At 63.8% G+C, this 14,982-nt stretch carries 13 protein-coding genes; 1 reads left to right on the forward strand and 12 read right to left on the reverse strand.

Annotated elements, in window-relative coordinates; all coding sequences use genetic code 11:
- Positions 1-252: 252 nt before the first annotated feature.
- Positions 253-1,662, reverse strand: coding sequence for a type I glutamate--ammonia ligase (gene glnA, locus PSV05_RS03460; RefSeq protein ID WP_300061527.1), 1,410 nt, complete (start codon positions 1,660-1,662; stop codon positions 253-255).
- 211 nt (positions 1,663-1,873) lie between these two features.
- Between glnA and PSV05_RS03465 the strand changes: the two genes are divergently transcribed.
- A complete protein-coding gene (locus PSV05_RS03465) occupies positions 1,874-2,680 on the forward strand; it encodes an undecaprenyl-diphosphate phosphatase (protein ID WP_300061530.1) in 807 nt (268 codons plus the stop codon).
- A 3-nt stretch (positions 2,681-2,683) separates the two neighbouring features.
- Here the strand turns inward: PSV05_RS03465 and PSV05_RS03470 are convergent, their stop codons facing one another.
- From PSV05_RS03470 to PSV05_RS03520, 11 genes are all read right to left on the reverse strand, one after another.
- Complete coding sequence (locus PSV05_RS03470) at positions 2,684-3,292, reverse strand: YbhB/YbcL family Raf kinase inhibitor-like protein (protein ID WP_300061533.1); 609 nt, start codon at positions 3,290-3,292, stop codon at positions 2,684-2,686.
- Positions 3,293-3,303: 11 nt separating this feature from the next.
- Positions 3,304-4,386, reverse strand: a complete 1,083-nt coding sequence (locus PSV05_RS03475; RefSeq protein WP_300061536.1) for an alpha/beta fold hydrolase — start codon at positions 4,384-4,386, stop codon at positions 3,304-3,306.
- Positions 4,383-5,159 carry a lysophospholipid acyltransferase family protein gene (locus PSV05_RS03480; RefSeq protein WP_300061539.1) on the reverse strand — a complete coding sequence of 259 codons (777 nt, stop codon included), beginning with the start codon at positions 5,157-5,159 and terminating at the stop codon, positions 4,383-4,385. The genes PSV05_RS03475 and PSV05_RS03480 overlap by 4 nt, the downstream gene beginning before the upstream one ends.
- Before the next feature lie 46 nt (positions 5,160-5,205).
- Positions 5,206-5,568, reverse strand: a complete 363-nt coding sequence (locus PSV05_RS03485) for a hotdog fold thioesterase (protein ID WP_300062240.1) — start codon at positions 5,566-5,568, stop codon at positions 5,206-5,208.
- Positions 5,569-5,650: 82 nt separating this feature from the next.
- On the reverse strand, positions 5,651-6,268 hold the full coding sequence (locus PSV05_RS03490) for a YkvA family protein (protein ID WP_300061542.1): 618 nt from the start codon (positions 6,266-6,268) through the stop codon (positions 5,651-5,653).
- Between the two features lie 97 nt (positions 6,269-6,365).
- Positions 6,366-8,306: a phospholipase D family protein gene (locus tag PSV05_RS03495; RefSeq protein ID WP_300061545.1), complete on the reverse strand. Its 1,941-nt coding sequence runs from the start codon at positions 8,304-8,306 to the stop codon at positions 6,366-6,368.
- Between the two features lie 7 nt (positions 8,307-8,313).
- Positions 8,314-8,787, reverse strand: a complete 474-nt coding sequence (locus PSV05_RS03500) for a histidine phosphatase family protein (RefSeq protein ID WP_300061548.1) — start codon at positions 8,785-8,787, stop codon at positions 8,314-8,316.
- Positions 8,788-8,829: 42 nt separating this feature from the next.
- Positions 8,830-9,459, reverse strand: a complete 630-nt coding sequence (locus tag PSV05_RS03505; RefSeq protein ID WP_300061551.1) for a ParA family protein — start codon at positions 9,457-9,459, stop codon at positions 8,830-8,832.
- Positions 9,460-9,517: 58 nt separating this feature from the next.
- Positions 9,518-12,433: an ATP-binding protein gene (locus tag PSV05_RS03510; protein ID WP_300062243.1), complete on the reverse strand. Its 2,916-nt coding sequence runs from the start codon at positions 12,431-12,433 to the stop codon at positions 9,518-9,520.
- 9 nt (positions 12,434-12,442) lie between these two features.
- Positions 12,443-13,639 carry an EAL domain-containing response regulator gene (locus PSV05_RS03515; protein ID WP_300061553.1) on the reverse strand — a complete coding sequence of 399 codons (1,197 nt, stop codon included), beginning with the start codon at positions 13,637-13,639 and terminating at the stop codon, positions 12,443-12,445.
- 90 nt (positions 13,640-13,729) lie between these two features.
- Positions 13,730-14,788, reverse strand: a complete 1,059-nt coding sequence (locus PSV05_RS03520; protein ID WP_300061556.1) for a hypothetical protein — start codon at positions 14,786-14,788, stop codon at positions 13,730-13,732.
- Positions 14,789-14,982: the final 194 nt, after the last annotated feature.

A 14,982-nucleotide genomic window follows, 5' to 3' on the forward strand; every position in this document is an offset into this window, starting at 1 on the left:
AGCTCGCTTCGTCCTGATGCATTCGCCCCATCAGATCGTGTCTTGAATCATCTAGTGCAGAAGCGGTGCATGCACCGCGAGCGCCGCGCTAGATCGCGCCGCTCTAAATTGCGTAGTACATCTGGTATTCCAGCGGGTGAGGGCGGGATACTTGCGCGGCACTGCCGCGCATCCCGACCGAACGCCCGACGCACTGCGTCGGGCCGGACACCCGCCGACCCGAAGCCCGTGCAATTTGCATTGCGCGCGGCATCAGATCGCGTAATACATCTGGTATTCGAGCGGATGGGTCGCGGCGCGGAATGCGCTGACTTCCTTCATCTTGAGCTTGATGTAGGCGTCGATGAAATCGTCGCTCATCACGCCGCCGGCCTTGAGGAACTCGCGATCCTGGTCGAGTGCGTCCAGTGCCTGGTCGAGCGAATGGCAAACGGTTGGAATGCCCTTTTCTTCTTCCGGCGGCAGGTCGTACAGGTCCTTGTCGCTGGGGCCACCCGGATCGATCTGGTTCTTGATGCCATCCAGGCCGGCCATCATCAGCGCGGTGAAGATCAGGTAGCCGGAGTTCATCGGATCCGGGAAGCGGAACTCGATGCGGCGTGCCTTCGGATTGGCCACGTACGGAATGCGGCAGCTGGCAGAACGATTCGAAGCCGAATACGCCAGCATCACCGGCGCCTCGAAACCAGGCACAAGGCGCTTGTAGCTGTTGGTGGTGGAGTTGGCGAAGGCATTGATCGCGCGCGCATGCTTGAACACACCGCCGATGTACCACAGCGCCATCTGCGACAGGCCGCCGTAGCCATCGCCGGAGAACAGGTTGACCCCGCCCTTGGCCAGCGACTGATGCACGTGCATGCCACTGCCGTTATCGCCCACCAGCGGCTTGGGCATGAAGGTCGCTGTCTTGCCATTGCGATGGGCAACGTTCTTGATGATGTATTTCATCGTCAACAGTTCGTCGCCCTTGCGGGTCAGCGTGTTGAACTTGGTGCCGATCTCGCACTGGCCGGCGTTGGCCACTTCGTGATGGTGCACTTCAACTTCGATGCCGACTGCTTCCAGCGTCTTGCACATCTCTGCGCGGATGTCGTGCAGCGAATCCAGCGGCGCGACCGGGAAATAGCCGCCCTTCACGCCCGGGCGATAGCCAGTATTGCCGCCTTCGTATTCCTTGCCGGAGTTCCACGCCGCTTCCTCGGAATCGACATGGAAGAAGGTATGGCCCATCTCGTTGGCATAGCGCACCGAATCGAAGATGAAGAATTCCGGTTCCGGGCCGAAGAACGCCTGCTCGGCAATGCCGCTGGCCTTCAGATAGGCCTCGGCGCGCTTTGCAATCCCGCGCGGGTCACGCTCATACGGCTGCATTGTGGTCGGGTCGAGCACGTCGCAGATCAGGATCAGGGTTGGGTCGGCGGTGAACGGATCCAGCAGCGCGGTGGACGGATCGGGCAACAGCACCATGTCCGACTGGTGGATGCCGCGCCAGCCACCGATCGAGCTGCCATCGAACATCTTGCCATCCTCGAACAACGAGGCTTCGATGATCGACTTGGGGAAGCTCACGTGATGCTGCACGCCACGCATGTCGGCGAAGCGCAGGTCGATGAATTCGACCTTGTGGTCCTTGATCAGTTTTTCGATGTTTTCGAGCGACATGGGAACTCCGGGGTCTGATGAATGACGGATATCATTGTTCTATGCAATAGCCGTGCCAAGTGATATGTCATTGTTTATTAGATGTATTATTGAACTACGAATTTCGATAATCACCAATTAAGTGCTTGCTGCTACGCAACATGCACTTTTATGGTGCATCACGGCCTGCGCTATCCTTCGCCGTCGCCACTGCTAACCAGACACCCATCGCATGAATGACCTGCTCGCCGCGCTGCTGCTCGGCATCATCGAAGGCATTACCGAATTCCTGCCTGTCTCCAGTACCGGCCACCTGCTGATCGCCGAGCGCTGGCTGGGCCATCGCAGCGATCTGTTCAACATCGCCATCCAGGCCGGCGCGATCCTTGCCGTGGTCGCGATCTACCGGCAGCGCTTGTGGGGCCTGCTGGTCGGCTTGGCCAAGCCCGACAACCGCGATTACGCGCTCAAGCTGGCCGCATCATTCATGGTCACCGCCGTGCTCGGCCTGCTGGTCAAGGCGATGGGCTGGGAACTGCCTGACAATGTGCGGCCGATTGCTTGGGCGCTGGTGATTGGCGCGGTCTGGATGGTCGTGGCTGAACATTTCGCCGCCAAGCGCGCAGCGCGCGAAGGCGAGCGCACCGCAATCTCCTGGACCACCGCGATTCTGGTGGGCGTCGCCCAGGTCGTGGCCGGGGTATTCCCGGGCACGTCGCGCAGTGCGGCCACGATCTTCGTGGCCCTGCTTGCCGGCACCACCAGCCGCGCCGCCGCCACCGAGTTCGCCTTCCTGGTCGGCATCCCGACCATGTTTGCGGCCACCGGCTACGAGCTGCTGTCGCTGGTGCGCCATGGCGGCATCGGCAACGAGGACTGGAGCGCGCTGGCGGTGGCTTTCCTCGCTTCGGCAATCACCGCCTTCGTCGCAGTGAAATGGCTGCTGCATTACATCCAGAGCCACCGCTTCACTATGTTCGCGGTGTACCGGGCGATCGTCGGCATCGCCTTGTTGCTTTGGCTGCCTGCCGCCGCCTGAGTTTCAACCGGCGTCCGGATTCAGCGCGTAGGTGCCGTAGATCGCCGATTCCGTCAGCACATGGCCGTGCATGGCCTTGCGCACGTCGCCGGCGGTGAAGGCCTGCGGCAATGCCAGCGTTTCGACATCCAGCGCGAAAAGGCGGAAGAAGTAGCGGTGCACGCGCAGGTCGTGCGCAGGTGGGTACGGGCCGTCGTAGCCGAAATACTGGCCGCCCATCGCGGCATCGCCGGCGAACCAGCCGGTGTAGTCGTTCAGGCCGCGTCGGCCACCTGCATCGGGGCCCGCGCCCTTGCCACCTTTGGTCACGCCATCGCTGCAGCTGCCAGCTGGAATCTGGCGGGTATCCGCAGGAATATCGGCGACTACCCAATGCACGAACTCGCTACGCGGATGTGCGACCGGGATTGGCGTGCCGCTGTCGGCGACCAGCGCGCCATTGGTCGGCGCATCTGTGTCGATACACAGCAGCGCGAACGATTTGGTGCCCGCGGGAACGTCCTCCCATGCCAGCTGCGGGTTGCGATTGCCGCCGAATCCATCGGGCGTGCCCATCGCGAATTCGGCCGAAATCGGCTGGTGGTGTTCGAAACTGTCGCTGTGGATTTTCATGCCAGCTCTCCTCATCCTGGTTCTCCAGGTGCGTTGCCGAGATTTTGAATCGAAGTCTGCACCGAAGCCGGTTCAAGCGCCGTGGACAAACGCTGCGCCACCCAATCCTCGGCGTAACCGCGCAGGCTGGCATCGTGCAGGAAGGCGCAATGACCGCCGTGCGCGGCGATTTCCACCGTGGCATCGGCCGGAAGCTGCCAGTCGTGGAAGTCATCGATCGGGATCACCGGGTCATCTGCAGAGGTCAGGATGTCGGCTGGCACCTGCAACCAACTCATGCGGTCCTTGCTGATGCGGTAGCCGTCGAAGTAAGCATCGACGTCAGCAAAATCGGTGTGCCGCGCCACCAGCCACGCGGTCAGTTCGCGCAGGCGATGGCTGCGCAGTTGCTCCTCGGCGATCGCATGCTGCTCCGGGAACAACGCCTGCTTGCGTCGCAACGAGCGCGTCCATTTGCGCATGAAATAGCGCTCGTACGCAGGCAGGCCCTGCTCCATCGCGGTGGTGGTGTGTTCCGGATCGAGGGCCGGACAGACCGCCGCCACCCGTGCCAGGCACAGGCCCACGCGCGGCGCATGCAATGCCACCCGCAAGGCGAAATTGCCACCGAGCGAATAGCCGGCGAGCACCATCGGCAGCGATGGCTGCGATGACCATCTCCGTGAGATCGTCAGTGCCGCCTGCAGCACTTCCTCCAGCCGGTTGGAATGAAACAGGTCCTCGTTGAGGTGGTGGGTGTCACCGTGATCACGGAAGTTCAGGCGGAACACATCGAAGCCGCGTTCAAGCAGGCGAGCGCAGGTCAGGCGCATGTAGCCCGATTCCGCGCTGCCCTCCCAACCATGCAGCAGCAGGGCCAGGCCGCGCGGCGGACGTCCCGGCAGCGTGCTGTGCACGCCATGCAGGCGGATATCGCCACCGGCATCGACCAAGTGCTCTGCGTGCACTGCACCGAGCTTGCGCAATTCGCGCGCCCCGCGCAGCACGCGTATCGGACTGCTGCCCAGAAGGGTCTGGACATGCGGATTGCGCAGCCAGCGCGGCGCGCGATAGGCGCTGGTGGTCGTGGTGCAGGTCGGAATGGTGGGGCTCATGCGGACTGCATCGCGTGCTTGATCCGGCTGCGCGCCAATTGCGCGATGCCGCGCCGGCCCTCATGTTCGGCATGCAGGATCGGTTCCATGAAACACACCCGAACTGGTCGCGAAGGCTCACCAAGCAGGCGCATCAGGTTGGCCATGAAGCTTTCGCGCGGGGCATACGCCACGATCGACTGTGCCTCGCAGCCCGCGCCATAACACAGCGCCACCGGCTGCACCGGCGCATCGGCGGCAACCGCCGCACTGAATATCCGCGCGTGGAACGGGCCTAATACGCTGCCGTCACGGGTGCCGCCTTCAGGGAACGCAGCCACCGCGCGCCGGGCACGCAGACGCATCGCCATTTCCTCCATCACGCCACCCAGCGAATCGGCATTGCCGCGCCGCAGATAGATGGTATCCGTATGCGTAGTCAACCAGCCGATCACTGGCCAGCTGCGGATTTCGTGCTTTGCGATGAAGCCCATCATGTGCTGCGAATGCAGGGCGACGATGTCGACCCAGCTGACATGATTGGCCACGAACATCGTGCCGCCGGCCAATGGCACGCCTTCGCGGCGCAGGCACATGCCGAAGATCCGCAGGAACCAGCGCGCCCACCAGCGCAGCGCCGCATGCCCGACCTGGCGGCCGCCGACTTCGCCCACTGCCAGCAGCAGCAGCAGGACCGGCAGATGCACCAACACATGCCAGGCAAGCAGTGGCAGCCGATACAGGTAGCGGCAGGCGCGAAGGATGGGTTCGGCCGCGGGGGGCGTCGCATTCATGGCCGCACCTTAGTCGATGCGGCTAGTGCCGCAACCCAAAACCCGGTCAACCGGGTGGCTGCGGCAACACCGCCAGGGTGATCCGGCTGATGCAGACCGGCTTGGCCGCCTCGTCTTCGATGAGGATTTCCCATACTTGGGTGCTGCGGCCTATATGCACGGGCCGCGCCGTGCCGGTGACCAGGCCGGAGCGCACCGCACGCAAATGGTTGGCATTGATTTCCAGCCCGACCACGGCATTATCGCCGGCCATCAAGACGCCGGCACTGCTGCCCAGGGTTTCCGCCAACGCCATCGATGCACCGCCGTGCAGCAAGCCATAGATTTGGTGGGTGCGGGCATCCACAGGCATGGTGGCGCGCAGATAGCCGGCCCCGAGTTCGATGAACTCGATGCCAAGCGTCTGCATCAGGGTGCCCGCCGAACGCGCGTTCAGCGCTTCTACACTGGCGCCTTCGGGCCAGGCGAATGCGGGCTTGCTCAAACCCGGCTCAACCGAACTTGAACACACCTGGGCGCCAGCCGCGCACATAAGAGCTGCGTTCCGTAGAGGCATAGCCGCTGCTGCTGCCGTAGCCGGTGCCGAAATCGCGCTCGCGGCGCTGGTGCATGCGGTCGATCAGCTCCTCGCGGCGGCCATCCAGCCAGTCGGTGCGGCCCAGGGTCGACGGCTCCACGCCACGGCGGTTGGCCTCGTTAGCACGGTAATCGCAGAAATCGTCGTAGGCGTCGAGTTCGTGCTTCAGCTCGCGAACCGACAGTTCGATCATCACCGCGTCGTCGAGGAACCCCAGCACCTCGACGTTGTCCGGGATCACGTCATCCGGATCGCAGAAATACATCAGCGCCGACAGCACCCGCTCCTTGTCGGCATCCGGCAAGGCCCAAGCCTCGTCGCGGACCATCGCGATCATGTCGTCCAGGCGCAGCAGGCGATCCTTGATGAAGTCCGGGATGTGCACTTTCTGCGCGTCGGCGAGCATCTCCACCGCGCTGGCAACGATTTCCTCGTTGCTCTTGCCTTCCGCCGCCTTCTTCGAGCGTTCTATCGCCTTCTCGAAATGGGCAAGATCCTGATCGTTAAGGTGGAAATTCAGAGTAATCGACATGTGCCATCCCGGCGCGTGCAGTGAGACGCGAAGCCTAGGCCGCGCGCCGCTTCGCGTCAATCCGACGGCAAACACGGCTAGCTGCGGCCAGCACTCACTACAGGATCGGCGCCAATCCCGAGCCAAACGCGGTGAACACCCGCACCCCCAGCCACTTCAGGCCCAGGTCCACTTCCGGGAAGTCGCCGACCGGCTTGTGGCAATGGCGGAAATCGGCGGCGAACGGCGATGGCGGCGGCGTGCAGCCAGGGCCGGGCACGAACTCGTAGCTGGTGGCGTATTTCACCGGCCACAGGTCGAAAATCGGCATGCGCTCGGAAATCCGCGCCAGGGTGAACTCGATGCCCGGTAGGACCGGCGAGGGATCGCGCCGTCCAATCACCCAGGCGTTGCCGGGTTCCATGTCGCGGCGGATGCTGGCAGCCAGCAGCTGCGCGAACGCCGGATCGGCAATGACCACCGCGCTTTCGGTGTTGTAGTTGTCGCTGCGCGGATCGAAGTTGTGGGTGCCGACCACACCAACGCGCCCGTCCACGACCATCGACTTGGCATGCAGGCCCATTCGGATGCCGGCACGCTTGAGCCGCACTGGTAGCGAGCCCGAGGAGCCTAACAAGCTGCCCAACATGCTGGATTCCCCACCCGGATCGCTGTGCAGCCCACGTTCCGCCAATCGGCGCTCGAGGCGTGTCGGCCGACGTTCCGGCGCAGGCGCGGAAGCATCCACTTCGCCAAGGTCGGCGCCGGTGGGGCCCAGCTCGAACGGGGCATCCTCCGGAAATGGCTTGAATTCGTGGATTTCGAATCCGAAGTCACGCAGGTAGCGGCGCTTGTATTTATAGGAAATCGCGTAGGCGATGAAGGCGTCGGTCGAGGCCAGGCTATTGGTCGAGATCAACACCCGCGGCGGATCCGGCTGCCGGTGCAATGCGCGGAACACCCGTTGCGCAGGCTTTGACAGCACCAGGTACGGCGTCTGCAGCAGTACTTCGTCCTGCGCGGAAGCGATCAATTGCTGGAGGACATTGGAAGCCGGCGCTTGGTACTCGTCGGTTGCGCTGTCGCGATGCTTGGCCGGCAAGTCGGCGATGAATTGCACACCGCTCACAGCCAGTGCAGGCGTAACGAAGCGATCGCGGATCACCGCAGTGTCCTCGACATCCGCGAGCAGCGCGCGCACGCGCCCAGGCTTGGTGTACGGCTGATGCGGCGGCGGCGGCACGCCATGGGTGCGCAGATAGTGAGCCACATCGCCCAGACGCTCGGCCTGCACACTGCGCGGCGAATTCCAGAACGCCGCAAAATTTTTGGCCATGTCGCCCGCCACCGGACCCACGATCAGCAGGTCGCGATCACGAAAGTTATAGGACGCATCCCAATCGAAATAATCGTCCTGATAGTTGCGCCCACCAGTAATCCCGATCGCATCGTCCACCAGCAACAGCTTGCTGTGCATGCGCCGGTTGAGCGTGCGCCAGCAGCAGGCTGAAGCCACCACATACATCGGCGTGGACAGCCGCGCCCGATCCAGCACCGGGTTGTACAACCGCAGCTCGAAATTGGCGTGCAGGCCAGACAGGGCGGCGAGGGTCGACACTTTCTCCAGAGCCGACAGCTGATCCAGCAGCAGACGCACCTTGACCCCGCGAAACGCTGCCGCCTGCAGTTCGTCCAGCACCAGTTGCGCGGAATCGTCTTCATCAAAGATGTAGGTCTGCAAATCGATGCTGCGGCGCGCGCTACGGATCAAGTGGACCCGTGCCAACAGGGCGTCCGGGCCCTTGTCCAGCAGCACGACGTAGTGCCGCGGGGACTTGGATGTGGATTCGGCCAGTGCGCGATCGGCCAAATCATGCAACGGCGAGGCCAACGCACAGGCATCGGCGGCCGTGCAGTCGACTTGAGTCGAACGCGCGCTGTTGGCAATCCTTTCCGCATCCTCACGCTGCGGCGTGGACATGGTCGCGCAGCCGCCCAGGCTGCTACCCAGCAATAGCAGCGCGGCCAGCGCCAGCCAAGGGCGGCCGCGCGCACCCATCATCGGTTCACGGCCACCAGAACTGGGTCAGGGTGCCAATCCCGGGTTCGATGGAAGCATCCTCCGGCAGGCTGAGCACCGCGATGCCGCCAGGCGGCATCCCGCGGTAATCGCCAGTCTGGCCGCTGTGCAAGAGTGCGGCCAGCTGTTCCAGCCCGGGGTTATGGCCAATCAGCAGCAGGCGTTCGGCGTCGCGGTTGGCATCGGCCAGGGCCGCCAGGATGCCGGGGCTGGCCTCATAGATCGAGGCCTCCTCGCGCCCCTGAACGCCGCCCAGGTCGCCCGCCGCATCCAGTGTCTGCCGGGTACGGGCCGCGCTGGAATACAGGATGCGATCCGGCATCAACCCATGCGCCCGCAACCATTCACCAGCCGCATGTGCCTCCGCGAGTCCGGTGGCGGACAAGCCGCGCTGGCGATCATCCTGGCCCGCGCTGGCGGGTTCGGCATGGGCGTGGCGCAGCAGGATCAAATCCCTCATTGCATCTCCTCGTGGCGTTTCCTGCAGCTTACGCTGCAACAACTAATCCTTGCGTAGCCAGTGCAGCAGCGGCTGCCAATCGGCCTGGTGCTCGCGAATCTGTGCCGAGTGGTAATCGAACAAGCTCTTGCCCAGCCCGGTCAACACCACGTAGGCCTGGCTGTCGCGCAATTGCGCGACCAGCGGGAACGGCCAGCTGCGCAGCACGTCCAACGCCTGTTGGGTAGCATTGGTATTGGGCTTCAGGCGATTGCCGACCAGACCCACCCGCAGCTTTCCCTTGCGCACCCGTGGGTGCTTGCCCAACGATTCGAGGAAACCGATGCTGGCTTCGAGGTCCAGCGCGGACGGTTGAATCGGTACGACTACCGCGTCGGCGATGTCGAGGAAGCCCTCGAGCGCGCTGCCCATCGCGCCGGCTGGCGCATCCACGATCACTCGCTGGGTGCCATCCGGGACATGTTTTTGCCAAGATTTGCGGCTGCCATCGACCGGCAACACGGCGCTGGCCATGCCCGCCCGGCGCTGGCACCAACGGGTCGCCGATGCCTGCGGGTCGGCATCGACCAGGACTACGTTTTGCCCAGCCACCGCAGCCTCCGCGGCCAGATGAGTGGCGATCGTGGTCTTGCCCACGCCGCCCTTGGAACACGCCACCAGCCATGTCTTCATCGCTGCGCTTCCTCGACCTGATGACCCAAGCGTACACGCAAGCGGGCTGGCCGTCGGCTCAGGCCGGGTAGCGCTCCGCCACGTCCAGCCGCAGGCGTTCAGCGGCGGTGGTCACGTCCACCGCCAAGGGCAGGATGCCGGCCCAATTGCCGCTACGACCGGCGGCTTCCAGCATCGTTGCTGCGTCGGCCAATTCCATCGCACCAACAATCTTGGCCGCGCCCTTGACCTTGTGCGCCTGCCGGGTCAGCCCATGCAGGTCACCATCGCGACGCATTGTTTCCAGCTGTGCCAAGTCGTCGCGCATGCTGTCCAGGAATTCGTGCAGCAAGCTGCGCGCCTCGGCCGGAACTTCCCCGGTCAACTCCGTGAGCACTGCGATGTCCAGGGTCGGCGGTTGCGCCAGCTGCGGCAGGCCGGCTTCCGCCAGGGCCACCTGCTGGTTGTTCGCGGTCTGGATCGTCACCCCAAGCTCCGCGCTCATCGGCTGCGCCGACGCGGTATGTGGCAACCAGCGCTGCAGGCAGGCGCCCATGGTCGGGATGCTGACCGGCTTGGCCATGTAATCGTCCATCCCGGCATCCAGGCAGCGTTCCGCTTCGCCTTTCATGGCAGCCGCGGTGAGCGCGACGATGGGCGTGCGCGGCTTGCCGCTGCGCGCCTCTTCTTCGCGAATCGTGCGCGCCAGCTGGTACCCATCCATGCGCGGCATGTGCACGTCACTCAGCAACAGGGCATAGCGCCCGCTGCGCCAGCGCTCGAGGCCATCCATGCCGTCTTCGGCCGTTTCGGAAACATAACCGGCCAAGGCCAGCTGGCGCTGGATTACCTGGCGGTTGGTCGGATGATCGTCCACCAGCAAGACCAGGCTGCGCTCATCTTCCGCAGCAGCTAGCGTCGGCAACCGTCGCGGGCTGAAGCCCGGTGTCATGGTTGCCGATCCCGATGCACTCGCTACGGGAGCCGGCGCGCGCGGCAGCTTCATGCGCAGGCGCATGGTCGTGCCGGTGCCGGGCGCCGACTCCATTTCCACCGTGCCATCCATCAGCTCGGCCAGGCGCCGGCTGATCGCCAGGCCCAGGCCGGTGCCGCCAAAACGACGCGTGGTGTTGGCCTCGGCCTGCGAGAACGGCTGGAACAGGCGGGCCTGCGCCTTTTCGCTGACCCCGATTCCGGTATCGGTGACCCGGAACACCAACTCGTCGCTGCCATGCGTGCCCTCATTCGGGTCGCTGCCGGCAACTTCGAGCACGGCCAGGACCCGTCCATGGTCGGTGAACTTGATCGCATTCGACAGGAAATTGCCGACGATCTGCCGCAGCCGCACAGGATCCGCGATGTGCGCCGGCCCCACCTTCGGGTCGATCTGGCATTCCAGCAACAGGCCCTTGCTCGAAGCCGAACCCGCATGGTTCGCGGCCACGCTGCGCAGCAACTCGGGCAGGGAAATTGCCACCGCTTCGATTTCCAGCCGACCCGCCTCGATCTTCGAGAAATCCAGGATGTCGCCAATGATCCGCAGCAGGGCTTCCGCCGAAGCCTGGATTACGTCCAGCGAACGCCGCTGCTCGGCATCCAGCGGAGTCAGGCTGAGCACTTCGATCATGCCGGTCACACCGATCATCGGAGTGCGGATTTCATGACTCATTGCCGCCAGGAACGCGCTCTTGGCCTTGCTGGCGTCGCGCGCACGCACCTCGCTGTCACGCAATGCACGCTCCAGCCGCTTGGGCTCGGTCAGGTCGGTGGCCACCACCAGCAGGCCCACCACGGCCCCGGTGTCGTCACGCATCGGCGACAACGCCAGCAACACCGGCAAGGTGCGTCCCCGCTGGTGACGCAATACGAACTCGCGTGGCGGTTCACGGTGCTGGGCCAGCGCCCGCAATGCGGTCCAGTCGGCGGCGATTGGCTGGCCGTAGGCATCGCTCAAATGGCGCGACAATGACTGCAGGGCTTCCGAATCCAGGATCACGTCCATCCGCTCGTGGCCGAGAAGGGAACCCGCCGGCCAGCCCAGCATCTTCTCGGCGAAGGGATTGACCTGCGAGAACATGCCGTCCTCGTCCACCGCGAAAATCGCGGTCTGCGCCGCTTCCAGCAACAGGCGCTGGAAATTCTCGCGCCGTTCCAAGGCAATGCGCACGCGATCATTACTGATCAACTGATCGGTCAGCTGGGTTTCGATCCGCTGCACATGCCCGCGCATCCGCAAGAAGCTGTCCATCACCTCACCGAGCTCGCCGGTCGGCCGGTAATCCAGTTCGGCCTCGAAGTCATGCGCGACCATATTGCGCGACAGCTCGGTCAGGCTCTCCACCCCGCGGTAGCCATTGCGCAGGATCCGTCGCCCGAACACCACCACCAAGGCAAAGCACAGCAACGACAACCCGATGCGCAGCCAGCCGACCAGCTGACCACGGCCGATCTCGGCCTGCACCAGTTCGTCTGCACGTTGCTGGGAATGATCCGCGATCAACTGCAGGCGCTCGCTCAGCGGATCAACCGCCAAGTACAACTCGGTATCGGCAAACTTGCCGAGTGCGCGGATGTCCTTCCTCTCCAGCGCCTTGCGCAAGGTCGCCATCGCCGCATCGGCGCGCGGACGCGCCTGCAAGGCCTGGTCAAGCAACACACGGTCTTCAAGGCCAAGCTCGGTCTGCTGCAGGGCCGTCCATTCGGTTTCGGTGGTGGTCTGCGCCTGGTCCAGGTCGGCCAGGCCTTCACCCCAGCCAATCAGATGGTTGCGCGTGCGGAAGGTGGTATTGACCAAGTCATGGCTGTAGACATCGGACAGGCGCCGGACCCGGCGCATGCCGGACAGCACATCGTCCCTCATCCCGACCAGCGACTGGCGTGCGTAGTACTGGCCGATCTCGTCCAGCACCAGCACCAGGGCGCCGGTCACCAGCAACAAGCCGAACAAGCCCAACAGCTGGTGGCGGATGCCGAATTTCGACGGATCGAATTGCATCGCCACGGACTAGTGGACCGGCCTGCGCCAGCGCCCGATCGCAGCCTGCAACTCGCTGCCCGGGACCGGCCGTCCGATCAGGTAGCCCTGGGCGATGTCGCAACCGATTTCGGCCAGCATCTGCCAGTCCTCGATGCTTTCCACACCCTCGGCGACAGTCGTCAGGCCGAGCTTATGCGCAAGGTCCAAGCTGGCCTCCACCACCGCGCGCTTGCGCGGCTGCGCATGTGCGCCAATCACGAAGCCCTGGTCGATCTTCAATTCGGTAAACGGGATCTGCGAGAGATGGGCCAGCGAGGAATAGCCGGTGCCGAAATCGTCGATCGACAAACCGAAGCCCTTCAGCCGCAGCCGTGCCAATAGGCCAAGCCCGCGCGCCGCATCGGTCATGACCGTGCTCTCGGTGATTTCCAGGATCATTTCCTCAGGCTTGATGTCATGGCTTTCCACGATCGCCTGGTAGCGATCGGCGGAAGAAGGATCCGCCAAGGCCACTGCCGACACATTCACCGACATCTTGATCCGGGTGCCGCCATGGTCCCAGTGCTGCTTCCAACGGCAGGCCTCTTCCAGCATGCAGTCGGTCAACGCGTTGGCCATGCCTTCGCGCTCCAGGATCGGAACGAACAGGTCCGGACGTACCACGCTGCCGTCCGGGCGCTCCCAGCGCGCGAGCGCTTCGGCACCGATCACCTGGCCGTTGGCGAATTCCACTTGCGGCTGGAACCATGCCACGATCTCGCCATTGGCGAGCGCATCGGCCAGGTCCTGCGCGGTGAAGTCTTCCACCGCATCGTCCGGATCTTCGCCTGCATGCTCATCGAAGCGATTGAGCACGGCTTCGAGCTTGTCGCGGGTCAGCGGTTTTTCGACACTGCCAAGTACGCGCAATCCATACGCACGCGCCATGGTCTGCACGGTGTTGAGTAGTGCTGGATCCAACGCACTGACCACCACCACCGAGCGCGCCAGATGTTCATGCGCGATGTGGCTGATGCATTCGATGCCATCCATGCCGGGCATGTCCAAGTCCACCAGCACCACATCGGGTGGTACCGGTTGCAGGCGCAATATTTCCATCGCATGCAGGCCATCGGCACATTCCAGCACCTGCTTCACGCCAAGCTCGGCGAGCAGGCGCACCGCTATCCGGCGCTGGAAGCCGTGGTCTTCCACCACCATCACCTGCAGGTCATTCCATGCCATGCGACGTACGCTCCCCCTGAGGCGCATGCTGCGAACAGCCAGCCTACTCCAGCCAGTACGCGATGTGGCAGGCAGGCCGGTCAGCATGGCTCAGCGTTGCTTCGGCGGTGGCGGACGGCCGGTCTGGATCAGGCTGCGTGAGCGCTCGTCCTCTGGCAGCCAATCGGCGGGCGGTGGCCAGCGGCCCAAGACTTCAAGCGCCGCCTGCAGCGAGCGGGCTTCATCTATCCAATAGTCCTCGGGTTGCAATATGCGCTGGATGTCACTGTTCCCCAATTGCGCCAGCATCCAGCGATCCCCGCGATACCGCTCACGCCAAGCCGACGCATCCGGGTCATCCGCCGCAAGTTGCACCATGGTGCTCACCGCGATCGCGCGCTCAATCAAGGTATCGCCATCGGCCATCCTGGTCAGGATATTTCGACAGCCCTCCCGGGTTGCGGCTCCCATCGTTTTGCCGGGTTGCGGCATACAACGAACGCGGATGTCGTTGTATGCAGGTAAGACCCGAGACGCGTTGCCCATCAGCAGCGCTTGATCCAGCATGCGGAAGTCATGATCCATCCCGGTTGCTCGCCGCAGTGCCGCTTTTGCTGCATCGCTTGAGCACTCCACCGGCATTGGCATGCCGCCATATGCTTCGACCAACGCTTTCAAGGCGCTCTCTGCATACGTGTCATAGCGTGTCGCCTTCGCCGCTCGCTCAAAAGCGCGCTCGCTGGCCTCCGGATCGTTGCGCATCTTCGCCCAGCTCATCTCAAGCAGCCACGCCGCCATGTTGTCAGGCGCTGCCGCAAGCAAGGCTTTTTGCACCCCACGACACGCATCGCCACCTCTACATTGCGTTGCGGCCATGAACAGAATATCGGGCTTGTCTGGCGCCAACTCGACAGCACGCATCAACGCGCGCTGTCCATCGGCCGTGCGTTGCTCCAGCATGCGTTGGAGAGCGACCGGATCCATGCGCTCGAAATCGACCGTTTCGTCAACGGGCACTGCCAACGCATAAGCCAACTGCGAACTCGCGTCTTCACGCTGTGCCAGTGCGCGTGCGCGAACGTTGAACGCATCGCGAATCGCAATACCGCAGCGATCAGGCCCTTTATCTGCAGATATTTCCGGAGGCGACGCACTCAGCGGGTGATGCATCGTCCTAGGCTCCTCACTAGGTGATGCCATGGCGGAACCGCTCGGCAGGAGGGCCGGCTCCAAGGCGGAACGGTTCCACCACCACCATGTTCCAGCGCCGATAAGCAGCAGCACGATGGCAGTGAGGGCAATACGCTTCGGACGTGTCTTCATGGCACTGATATTAATCGCCTCGTGCCTACTGCTGGCCATCC

It is taken from the genome of Thermomonas sp. (assembly GCF_029945965.1).
Taxonomy (GTDB): Bacteria; Pseudomonadota; Gammaproteobacteria; order Xanthomonadales; family Xanthomonadaceae; genus Thermomonas.

What these genes read in the sequence shown, in the direction of transcription:
- PSV05_RS03465 (WP_300061530.1), top strand. Translation starts at nt 1,874, where the DNA reads ATGAATGACCTGCTCGCCGCGCTGCTGCTCGGCATCATCGAAGGCATT.
- PSV05_RS03520 (WP_300061556.1), bottom strand. Translation starts at nt 14,788, where the DNA reads ATGCATCACCCGCTGAGTGCGTCGCCTCCGGAAATATCTGCAGATAAA.
- PSV05_RS03475 (WP_300061536.1), bottom strand. Translation starts at nt 4,386, where the DNA reads ATGAGCCCCACCATTCCGACCTGCACCACGACCACCAGCGCCTATCGC.
- glnA (WP_300061527.1), bottom strand. Translation starts at nt 1,662, where the DNA reads ATGTCGCTCGAAAACATCGAAAAACTGATCAAGGACCACAAGGTCGAA.
- PSV05_RS03485 (WP_300062240.1), bottom strand. Translation starts at nt 5,568, where the DNA reads ATGCAGACGCTTGGCATCGAGTTCATCGAACTCGGGGCCGGCTATCTG.
- PSV05_RS03515 (WP_300061553.1), bottom strand. Translation starts at nt 13,639, where the DNA reads ATGGCATGGAATGACCTGCAGGTGATGGTGGTGGAAGACCACGGCTTC.
- PSV05_RS03510 (WP_300062243.1), bottom strand. Translation starts at nt 12,433, where the DNA reads ATGCAATTCGATCCGTCGAAATTCGGCATCCGCCACCAGCTGTTGGGC.
- PSV05_RS03490 (WP_300061542.1), bottom strand. Translation starts at nt 6,268, where the DNA reads ATGTCGATTACTCTGAATTTCCACCTTAACGATCAGGATCTTGCCCAT.
- PSV05_RS03505 (WP_300061551.1), bottom strand. Translation starts at nt 9,459, where the DNA reads ATGAAGACATGGCTGGTGGCGTGTTCCAAGGGCGGCGTGGGCAAGACC.
- PSV05_RS03500 (WP_300061548.1), bottom strand. Translation starts at nt 8,787, where the DNA reads ATGAGGGATTTGATCCTGCTGCGCCACGCCCATGCCGAACCCGCCAGC.
- PSV05_RS03480 (WP_300061539.1), bottom strand. Translation starts at nt 5,159, where the DNA reads ATGAATGCGACGCCCCCCGCGGCCGAACCCATCCTTCGCGCCTGCCGC.
- PSV05_RS03495 (WP_300061545.1), bottom strand. Translation starts at nt 8,306, where the DNA reads ATGGGTGCGCGCGGCCGCCCTTGGCTGGCGCTGGCCGCGCTGCTATTG.
- PSV05_RS03470 (WP_300061533.1), bottom strand. Translation starts at nt 3,292, where the DNA reads ATGAAAATCCACAGCGACAGTTTCGAACACCACCAGCCGATTTCGGCC.